Genomic DNA, 9,805 nt, shown 5'->3' with positions numbered 1-9,805 from the left:
CGTTCTGGTCAGTACTGGAGTGAGCGATCCTCTGGGAAATCCAGTTCGCCGCCCCCACTCATACAAAGCCCACTGGACTTCGGTCCAGTGGGCTTTTTTCATTTACAGCGAGCGGTAATCGCTCGCTCGCACACTACACAGACAGCGACCGCTCTCTCGGTCGAGACAGCGAAAACGCCCGACTCAGGTCGCACACCGTCAGGCTTAAGCACAAGACAGGGATACCAGTAACTGCGCCAAGGTGGCAGAGTTCGGCCCAACGCATCCGCCTGCAGAGCGGAACCCCCGCCGGTTCAAATCCGGCCCTTGGCTTTTCTCTTCGAACGCAACTCCCGTGAGCGACGCGTCTCGGTATCGAATCAGCGACTGACGACGTTATCGTACGAGTCGCTGTTCGAGCGCGCTGACCGCGTCGTCGTCGCCCAGTTCGTGTGCGAGTTCGAGGGCGTCGAGTGCGGCCTTCCGCGCTCGAACCCCGGCTTCGACGGAGGAAAAGCACGCTGCAGCGCGTCGTAATTCGTCGAGTGCGGTAGCGCACTCGCCGGCAGTACGGTGCGCACCAGCGCAGAGCCGCCGACATCGTCCTTCCGAAACGCCAGTCGGTGCGAGGTCCACCGCAGTTTCGAGCTGGTGAACACCGTTTTCGATCTGCTCGGCGCGCGTACGCGCGTGACCGGCAATCGCAGTCGTCATTGCCTGTTGATACGCCCCGAGTTCTGCGGCTCGAGACGAGGCCTCCTCGGCGATCTCTAGTGCGGTATCGATGTCACCTCGTGCAAGCTGTATCTGTGCTTGTACTGCTAACACTTCGACGAGGCGCGACTCGTTGTCCGAACAGTACGACGCCGCGCGCTCGGCACAGGTGAGCGCGTCGTCGAGTTCGCCTCGGTTGAGGTGCGTCTCGGCGAGCCCGTGGTACACACCACCGTTGACCCATCCGAACTGTTGACCGTCGATAACGTCTGTTAGTTCGAGGTACTGGTCATGTGCGGATTCGATGTCGCCACGTTGGAACTGAATCTCGGCGAGGTTTGTCGCCGAAGACGCAGCACCCATCTGGTCTCCGATTTCGCGTCGCACTTCGAGCGCCGCGCGAGTGTACTGCTCTGCCTCGTCGAGCGTCCCGTCTTCGATCTCGATGATACCGAGAATCGAGAGTGAGAGCGCCTCCCCCCAGCGATATCCGATCTTTCTCTGTAGCTGTAAGCTTTCACGGGCGTATTGACGAGCAAGCTCGTAGGAGCCGACCGACTGTTCCGTTCGCGCGAGGTTCGCAACCGTACTCGCAATTTTCGTCTCGTCGCCGACAGACCGACGAAGATCGAGTGCTCGCTCGTAGTTGACTCTCGCCGCCTCGTAGTCGTCGTTTCGCGCTTTGATGTTTCCGAGCGCGTTCAACACGTCACTGCGGCCCACGTCGTCATCGATTCGGCTGAACCGTTCGAGGGCTTCGTGTGCGTACTCGCGTGCGCGCTCGAACGACCCGCGGTAGCGTTCGACTTCGGAGAGCCCGGCGAAGCCGTCGGCGCGCGCGCGGACCAGCATCGTTTCGTCGAGGTCTCCGCCGTTGAGCGACGCGAGCGACTCGAACTCCCGCTCGGCGCGTTCGAGTTCGCCACCGTTGACGAACATGCGGGCGCGCCACCGACGCACGTCGAGTCGGAGGTCGTCGTCACAGGCTCGCGGCACGTCGACGTTCGAGAAGTCGGTCTCAGCGTACAGTTCCGAGAGCGTCGGGTTGTTGACGCCGAGTTCGAACACGCTGCGGACGAGTCGTTCCCCCCACGTTGAGGAGTCGCGCTCGATAGTGCGAACGATATCGGCGGTCCCGCCGAACACCGATTGGACGGTCTGGCGCGCGTCGTCGTCGTCGACGAGCGAGCAGAGCGCGTCGAGACATCGCTCGAACCGGCGGCGGGCGCGGCGCTCGGATTCGAGGTCGAGCAGCCGCTGGAGGAAGCGAGCGGACCACGTCTCGTGGACCGCGCGAACCCGCTCCCCGTCGGACTCGTCGTCGCCGAACGCGGAGTAGAGGACGGTCCGTTCGAGGGCGTCGAGCGATTCTTCGACGACGGATTCGTCGCGCTTCGACTCGGTGAGCGCGTACGCGAGCGGCGGCGAGACGCCGATTCCCGAGGCGTTCAGGAGATTCACGAGAACGCCGACGTCGACGCCGAGGCGCTCGTCGGCGCGTTCGAGGTCGGCGTAGACGGAGTCGATGTCGTCGAGGAGGCTCGTCGGGGCGGCGTTCCCTCCGGCTGCCGGCTCGGCGTGCCGGGCGAGTCGATGCAAAAAGAGATACATCTCTCCTGGCTCGAGGTCTCCGCCCTCGTTCGGGGTGAGTTCCTCGGGGTCGATATCGACGCTCGTTCCGACGGTCGCCTCGAAGTGCTCGACCAGTCTGGCTCGCTCGCGGGCGTCGATGACGGGAACGGAGACCACGTTTATCGACTGTGTCCGGTGGAATTCGAGGCGAGCGGTGCCGCGGAGCGAGCCGTCGCGCCATTCGCTTTCCCGACTGTCGAGGAGGAACGTCACGCGGTCGTCGTCGTCGAACTCGCGGACGAGTTCGAAGATGCTGTTCGCCTCGCTCCGGGTCGCGTCCTCGACGACGACGAGGACGTGCCCGCTGGCCTCGGCGAGGTAGGAACCGAGGTGCGCCGCGGAGGTAAACGGGTCGTGCTGGCCGGACTTCCGGTAGAGGACGGTACCCTGTTCGTGGCCGTACCACCGGCACGCGACGGACATACAGACCGTGCTCTTTCCCGCGCCGGGTGGCCCCGTCACGACGTGGTCGGTTCCCGAGCGGAGCCGAGAGAACAGGTCGTCAGTCACGTTCTCGCGTCCGTCTTCGGCCGGGCGCTCGCGGTCGAGCGCGTACCCGGCGCGGACCTCGCCGAGGTCGAAGCCGGCACGCCAACATGCCAGCGGCGGCGAGACGCCGACGCGGTCGAAGTACGCCGGAGCGAGTCGGACGAATCCCTGTGACTGCAGCGTCGTGGAGAGCGCCGGGCCGCGAATCGTTGCACTCGCACCGCGGTCGTCAGTTACGCTTCGGGGACCGGTTGTCGTCGCTTCGGCGTTCGCAGCGCCCGCTTTGGCGTCCGCGATGTCGGCTTCGGTTTCGGGAGCATCGCCGTCGGCGTTTCCGTTGAGGTCGAACGGGCTCGCGGCTTCCCAAATCGACTGCACGCGACGCCGGGCCCACGCCACGGCGCGCTTGCTCGTGTTTTCGATGACACAGCGGGCGCGCGCGTCGTCACCGTAGGCGACGACCGTCATCTGAGGCGTCCCGTCGAGCGTCGTCTGCGCGATGGCGAACGGGGGCACCTCGCCGACCCGAAGCTCGCAGTCCGAGACGGTCTGTACGGTTTCGAGAAACGCCGGGTACGCCCGCCAGATAGCGGTGACGACGGAGTCGGGCGCGACGAACCGACAGGAGTGCCCGTCGACGAGCCAGGTCGTACACCGGTCGACGAACGTCTGACTCGGCAGGTACGGGAGGACGAACGTCCCGTTGTTCGTCGCTTTGAGCCTGTTTCCGAGCGCATCGAACGGGTGTGAGACGCGCGGGTCGGTCCGCAGTTCGTCGGCTCCGACGACGGCCTCGACCGGAAGCGGGTAGTCGGCGGCCGCTCCCGCGACGAACGAGTCGAGTTCGAGCACGTCGGCGGCGGCGTCGCGGGTGGAACGAAACAGGGAGATGAACAGTCCGCCCTTCAGCGACGTGGTGTAGTCGCCGTCGTCGAGGACGAACCCCGCGGCGGTCAGGTCGCGTATCGCGCGGTCGACCGTCGAGCGGGAGTACGGGAGCGCTTCGATCAAATCTCGCTTGTCGAGGCGCGCGCCGTCCAACGCGTTGAGGAAGTCGAAGCGATTGGCGGCGAGTTCCAACTGTTCCGTGACGAGGTCGTCATCGCGCGTCACGACCAACTCCCGGCTCGGCTCCGTCGAACGACTGGTCGGTATCTCATTGGAGGATGGTTCGGCCAATAGTTTCAAAAACCCTTGTCAATCCACAGTTTCGACTGTTCGTCCGCACCGTCGTATTGGGGGCGGGAGTCGCCGCCGGCGGTCGCGCGACGCGGTGACACGCTCCGAGGAAAAGTAATCGTTATACGCCGCGTGGCCCATGCCGAAACCATGCAACGACGCGCCGCGGTCATCTCCGTCGTGTTCTTCCTGGTCATCGGTGCCGGTGCATACTCACTTATCGCGACTGCATCGACGCCGTCGGTCAGTTTCGAGAACCCCGAGTACTCGCTGGCACAGGGGGACGAGTTCTCCGTTCCCGATAGCGACCAGGCGTACACAGTGTCGTCGATAACCGAAGAGGAGGAGTCGGGCGGCCACGGTGGCGGCACCACGCTGGTCCGCTCCGGTGAACTCACCTACGTGAACGACTCCGCTCGCTTCACCGAGACGTGGGACAACGAGAGCACCGTCACGCTCGACGGCACGGACTACCGTGTCGAAATCGCCAACGTCTCCGACCCCACCGAAGCAACGCTGGTCGAGCTGTACAACGAGACCGCAATCCTCCAAGCTGACTCGAACGCCGACAACGAGACCGTCACCCGGGACGGCGAGCGCTACGTCGTCGTCAACGACTCGACGCTCGTCTCGGTCGACGAGTACTTCCCGGCGAACGAGACGCGCACCGTCGCCGAGGGTGACTCCTTCGACTACAACAACCAGTCTGTCACCGTCGACGCGGTCGAGACCTCCGGCGTGGCCATCGAGTGGTTCGCGTCCGAGGAGAACACCGTCACCGTCGAAAACGAGGCGAACCTGACCATCTCGGGACAGCAGTACCTCGCGTACTTCCCGGACGGCGAGACGCTCGTCCTGACGCAGAACTACGACAGCTACCAGGCGCAACTGTCCGAAATCGACAGCTTCCACGAGACGGAAAACGGCCTCTGGGGCATCGCTATCGTCTCGTTCACCACGGTCATTCTCCTCATCGGCATGGCGTTCCTCCCGTCGCGGTACTGAACGCCTCGCTCGTTACTGTTTTTCGCGCGCCTCACCCGCCCCGAGCCACGCGACTCCGGCACCGATGACGACCGACGACAGCGACCCGAGTATCTGGAGCGCCGCGACTGCGACGACCGACTCGCCGCCGGCGTAGCGCCACGGGGCGCTCACGAGCGTTCCGAGGCCGACAAGGACGAGGAACACGCCGACGGCGACCAGAAGCCACGGCGCTGGCCCCGCGGAGGTTCGAGTGGACATACCCTGAGAGAATCGCCGCGCGAGGAGAAAAATGAGGCGGCGAAGCGGACTACCGGCGGAGGAAGTCGAGGAAGCGGTAGTCGTGGTCCGGCGTGTAGGTCCGGAACAGGAGGCTGTTCGTGAGGACGGACACCGACGACAGGGCCATCGCGGCCGCGGCGAACACCGGCTGGAGGAGGCCGAGCGACGCGAGCGGAATCATCGCGGTGTTGTAGCCGAGCGCCCAGAACAGGTTCTGTTTGATTTTCGCGAGCGTTCCGGCGGAGATGCGGATGGCCTTCACCACGTCGAGCGGGTCGTCGCGCATGAGCGTCACGTCGGCGGCTTCGATGGCCACGTCGGTGCCGGAGCCGAGCGCCGTGCCGACGTACGCGGCGGCGAGCGCGGGCGCGTCGTTGACGCCGTCGCCGACCATCATGACCCTCGTGCCGTCGGCCTGCAGGGATTCGACGGCGTCGGCTTTGTCCTCGGGGAGAACCCCGGCGCTGACGTTCTCGGGGTCGATGCCGACCTGTTCGGCGACGGCGCGGGCGGTCCGCTCGTTGTCGCCGGTAATCATGTGGACGGTCGCGCCGCGGTCGCGGAGCGCGGCGACGGCCTCGGCGGCCGACTCCTTGATTTCGTCCGCGTCGGCGACGACACCCGCGAGGTCGCCGTCGACCGCGACGAGCATCGCGGTCTTCCCCTCGCTTTCGAGGTCGCGAAGCGCGTCCTCGGCGGGCGCGGGGTCGACGCCCGCGTCCGAGAGGAGTTTTCGGTTACCGACGAGGACGGTCTTCCCCTCGACGGTCGCGCGAATCCCGTGCCCGGGGACGTTCTCGAAGTCTTCCGGGTCGGCGAGGTCGAGACCGCGGTCCTCCGCGCCGGACACGATGGCGCGGGCCAGCGGGTGTTCGCTGTTGCGCTCGGCCGAGGCGGCGTACCGGAGCACCGCGTCCTCGTCGAGCGTCTCGTCGTCATCGGCGGTAACGACGCCCGAACCGTCGGCGGCGGGACCGACGGCGACCACGTCGGTCAGCGTCATCTCGCCTTTGGTGAGCGTGCCGGTCTTGTCGAAGACGACGGTGTCCACGTCTTTGACGCGTTCGAGCACGTCGCCGCCCTTGAACAGGACGCCGTTTCGCGCGCCGATTGCCGTCCCGACCATCGTCGCGGCCGGGGTGGCGAGGCCGAGCGCGCAGGGGCAAGCGATGAGCACGGCCGAGGCGAAGACGACGACGGCGAACTCGAACGTCGAGACCGCGCCGCCAGCCGCGACGGGGCCGCCCGCGACGAGTCCCCAGACGGGGAGCGACCGGATGAACCCGGCGAGCGCCTCGGGGAAGAGGAACCAGACGACGCCCCACAGGAGGGCGTTGGCGATGACCGCGGGCACGAAGTACGCCGAGATGCGGTCGGCGAGGTTCTGAATCTCGGGCTGGCGGCCCTGGGCCTCCTTGACGAGGGAAACAATCTGCTGGATTGCGGTCTCGGAGCCGACCTTGGTCGCTTCGACCACGAGGACGCCGTTTTGGTTCACCGTCGAGCCGACGACCTCGTCGCCTTCGGCCTTCGAGACGGGGACGGACTCGCCCGTGACCATTGACTCGTCGACCGCGGAGTCGCCGTCGACGACGACGCCGTCGGTCGGAATCTTCTCGCCGGGGCGGACCTTCATGCGGTCGCCGACCTCGACCTCGTCGAGGGGGACCTCGCGTTCGGTCCCGTCGTCGTCGACGAGCGTCGCGGTGTCGGCCTCGAGTTCGAGGAGCGTCCGGAGCGCCTCAGACGCCTGTCCCTTCGAGCGCGCTTCGAGGTAGTTCCCGAGCGTGATGAACACCAAGATGAGCGCGGCGGTGTCGAAGTAGAGACTGCCGGCGAGGAGGCCGACGAGGACGGCGACGGAGTAGAGGTACGCCGTGGACGACCCCATGGCGATGAGCACGTCCATGTTGGCGGTTCGGTTCCGGACGAGCGCCGTGTAGGAGTTCTCGTAGAACTCGCGGCCGAGATAGACCTGCACCGGCGTGGCGAACGCGAAGCCGACCCAGCCGATGGAGACGTCCGTGCCCGGAATTGTCTCGGGGAGGCCGCCACCGAACAGTTCGACCGCGAGCATCGCGAGAAGCGGGAGCGACAGCGCCGCGCCGAACAGCGTCAGGCGCTTCTGTCGGCGAATCTCGTCGTTGCGGGCGGCGTCGCGGGCGTCCTCTGCGCCACTCTCGTCGTCGCCGTCGTCTTCGCGGACGGGCGTGTAGCCGGCGTCTTCGACCGCCCGGTACATGTCTTCGAGGCTCGCGTCGGCGGGGTTGTAGGTGACGTGCGCCTCGTCGGTGGCGAAGTTGACCTCGGCGGCGACGACGCCCGGAACCGACTCCAGCGACTTCCGGTTCGCGTCGGCGCAGTTCGCACAGCTCATCCCGGTGATGCCGATGGTCCGGGTCTCCGAGAGCGCCTCGTAGCCGGCGTCCTCGACGGCGTCGTATATCTCGCGAAGCGATACCTCTTCGGGGTCGTACTCCACGGAACCCTCGTCGGTGGCGAAGTTGACGCTGGCGCTCGTCACGCCGTCGAGCGCCTCCAACGCCTCGCCGACGGTGCGCGAGCAGTTCGCGCAACTCATCCCGCGGATGTCTAGGTGGGCCGTTCGGCTACTCATCTTATCTACACCTACGTGCCCCTCTCTTACCTCGATTGCCCCTTCAGAACCGAACGTCCGAGCGGGTCAGAAATTTGGATTCGAAACCGCCGGCTCCGACGCTCAGTCGTCGCCTGCACTACCCACTCGTCGCCCGACCGGTCAGTCGTCGTTCGCGCCGGCTTCGAGGCGGTCGTATCGGTCTTCGAACCGGCCGAGACAGGACGAACAGCAGAAGTGGTAGAGCGTCCCGCCGATACGGGCGCTTTCGCCCTCGCTCGTCACCGTGTTGCCGCACTCGGCGCATTCGAGAGCGAACCCGGTCCCGTTGACCGTCGGCGTCCACTCGGCGGACTCCACGAGGCTCACCTCGTAGTCGCGGACCCGCGAGAGGTCCACGAGGTCGTCCAACTGGGCGCGGACGGAACTCCCGTCAAGTCGGGCGTGGGCCGTCACCTCGCCGTCGGCCGCGACGAACAGGTGTTGGACCGGGTCGGCCGCGCGGAGGGCGTCGCGGACCTCGTCGACGAACTCCGGGCGGACGGTCAGTCTGACGAGGACGGGCGTCCCGCCCGAGAGCGTCGATTGGTCGAGGTCCACGGTGAAGCGGCGGATGATGCCCTCCTCGCGGAGACGGTCGATGCGGTCGGAGACCGCCGGCGCGGAGAGGCCGACTTCGGCAGAGATGTCGCTGAAGGGTCGGCGGGCGTCTTCGGCGAGGAGTTCGAGGATGTGGAGGTCGGTTTCGTCGAGCGCGCGCATGCGCCCCGCTAGGGGCCACGATGTCATAGGTGTTCCTCGCGTTCGGCTTTCGATTCGAAAGTTGGAGTCGGCTAGTTGCCGAACCAACGAAAGGACAATTCACTAAATCGAGAACCTCCTACCTCGAACCGTATGCCGACCATCCTCACCGTCACCGGAATGACCTGCGAACACTGCGAACAGCGCGTCGCCGACGCCCTCGCCGGCGTCGACGGCGTCGATGACGCGACCGCCGACCGCGAGGCGGAGCGCGCGACTGTCGAGGGCGACGCCGACACCGACGTCCTCGTCGCGGCCGTCGAAGACGCGGGCTACGACGCGAGCGCCTGAATCCGAGACGCGCCCGGCCCGGGCGGTGCGGGGAACCGGGTGTCACGACCGAGACGCCGGTTCGACACGCCGACCTGAACCATTTTCCCCAGCGACCCGCTACCCTCGACCATGTACGCGCGGTCGTGGGCGGCCGTCCTGTTCGCGCTCGTCATCGGACTCCTCCTCGCGCTCGGCGTCGTCCGACTCGCCGCCGGCGACACCGGCGAGTTCGCACGGAACGCCGGCATCGCCGCCCTGCTGACCGTCTTCGCCGTCGCGCTGGTCAGAGACTGGGCGTCGAACGCGGAGTGAGTCTCGGCGACCGGGAGCCTCGTCCGGCCGATTCCTGAAAATACATCAATAAATTGTCTTTCACTTCGGGGGCAGACGGTTACAAGAGGCCGCGGTCCCAACCCCGCCTGTGTCTCCACCGAGCGACGACGACTTTCGCACGCACTCCCCGACGGCCCCGATAGACGACACGCCGACCGTCTCGTGTTCGCGGTGCGGCGAGGAGTGGGACCTCTCGTACGAACTGGACGAGCTACAGCTCGGCAATCAGTCGGTCGAGCAGTTCGCGCTCGACCACCGTCGCCACACCGGCCACTTCCCGGACGACGTCTCACCGTGGGTCGTTAGCTGCCGACAGTGTCCCGACGGCGAGCAGTTCCTCTCCGAGGCCAGCGCCCGCCGGTGGGCCCGCACCCACGCCCGCCACACGCGACACGAGGTGGCGATGGACCACGCCGACGACGACGGGGTCGTCATCGCACCCGAGTGAGGTGCGGCGGGAGTCCGGTCACCCCCGCCTCTCGGGTCGGGTCGTCGGCCGTGCGGTCGGCGGGACCGGCGACGTCAGGTCGAGACGTATCTTCG

Annotated in this window: 8 protein-coding genes and 1 tRNA gene; 5 read left to right on the top strand and 4 right to left on the bottom strand. The window is 66.5% G+C overall.

Going from position 1 to position 9,805, the window contains the following annotated elements; genetic code table 11:
• Positions 1 to 235 precede the first annotated feature (235 nt).
• A tRNA-Cys gene (locus tag C5B90_RS14425) sits at positions 236 to 312 on the top strand.
• Between the two features lie 63 nt (positions 313 to 375).
• Here C5B90_RS14425 and C5B90_RS14420 read toward each other — a convergent pair.
• Positions 376 to 3,933, bottom strand: a complete 3,558-nt coding sequence (locus tag C5B90_RS14420) for a tetratricopeptide repeat protein (protein ID WP_115882444.1) — start codon at positions 3,931 to 3,933, stop codon at positions 376 to 378.
• Between the two features lie 210 nt (positions 3,934 to 4,143).
• Between C5B90_RS14420 and C5B90_RS14415 the strand changes: the two genes are divergently transcribed.
• The gene (locus tag C5B90_RS14415; RefSeq protein WP_115882442.1) at positions 4,144 to 4,998 is read left to right on the top strand and encodes a hypothetical protein; all 855 of its coding nucleotides are present in this window, start codon (positions 4,144 to 4,146) and stop codon (positions 4,996 to 4,998) included.
• 12 nt (positions 4,999 to 5,010) lie between these two features.
• On the opposite strand, the gene C5B90_RS14410 is transcribed toward C5B90_RS14415, so the two are convergent.
• The 3 genes from C5B90_RS14410 to C5B90_RS14400 form a co-directional block, all read right to left on the bottom strand.
• The gene (locus C5B90_RS14410) at positions 5,011 to 5,238 is read right to left on the bottom strand and encodes a hypothetical protein (RefSeq protein ID WP_115882440.1); all 228 of its coding nucleotides are present in this window, start codon (positions 5,236 to 5,238) and stop codon (positions 5,011 to 5,013) included.
• A gap of 49 nt (positions 5,239 to 5,287) precedes the next feature.
• On the bottom strand, positions 5,288 to 7,876 hold the full coding sequence (locus C5B90_RS14405; RefSeq protein ID WP_115882438.1) for a heavy metal translocating P-type ATPase: 2,589 nt from the start codon (positions 7,874 to 7,876) through the stop codon (positions 5,288 to 5,290).
• 141 nt (positions 7,877 to 8,017) lie between these two features.
• A complete protein-coding gene (locus tag C5B90_RS14400; RefSeq protein ID WP_115882436.1) occupies positions 8,018 to 8,617 on the bottom strand; it encodes an AsnC family transcriptional regulator in 600 nt (199 codons plus the stop codon).
• 132 nt (positions 8,618 to 8,749) lie between these two features.
• On the opposite strand from C5B90_RS14400, the gene C5B90_RS14395 reads away from it, so the two are divergent.
• From C5B90_RS14395 to C5B90_RS14385, 3 genes are all read left to right on the top strand, one after another.
• Positions 8,750 to 8,947, top strand: a complete 198-nt coding sequence (locus C5B90_RS14395; protein ID WP_115882434.1) for a heavy-metal-associated domain-containing protein — start codon at positions 8,750 to 8,752, stop codon at positions 8,945 to 8,947.
• Between the two features lie 111 nt (positions 8,948 to 9,058).
• Positions 9,059 to 9,241, top strand: a complete 183-nt coding sequence (locus C5B90_RS14390; RefSeq protein ID WP_115882432.1) for a hypothetical protein — start codon at positions 9,059 to 9,061, stop codon at positions 9,239 to 9,241.
• A 109-nt stretch (positions 9,242 to 9,350) separates the two neighbouring features.
• Complete coding sequence (locus C5B90_RS14385; RefSeq protein ID WP_058828399.1) at positions 9,351 to 9,710, top strand: hypothetical protein; 360 nt, start codon at positions 9,351 to 9,353, stop codon at positions 9,708 to 9,710.
• The last annotated feature ends 95 nt before the right edge of the window (positions 9,711 to 9,805 follow it).

It is taken from the genome of Haloferax sp. Atlit-12N, from assembly GCF_003383095.1.
Lineage (GTDB): Archaea > Halobacteriota > Halobacteria > Halobacteriales > Haloferacaceae > Haloferax.
Note: the sequence above shows the minus strand (reverse complement) of the source record. Positions and strands in the feature narration are given on the sequence as shown.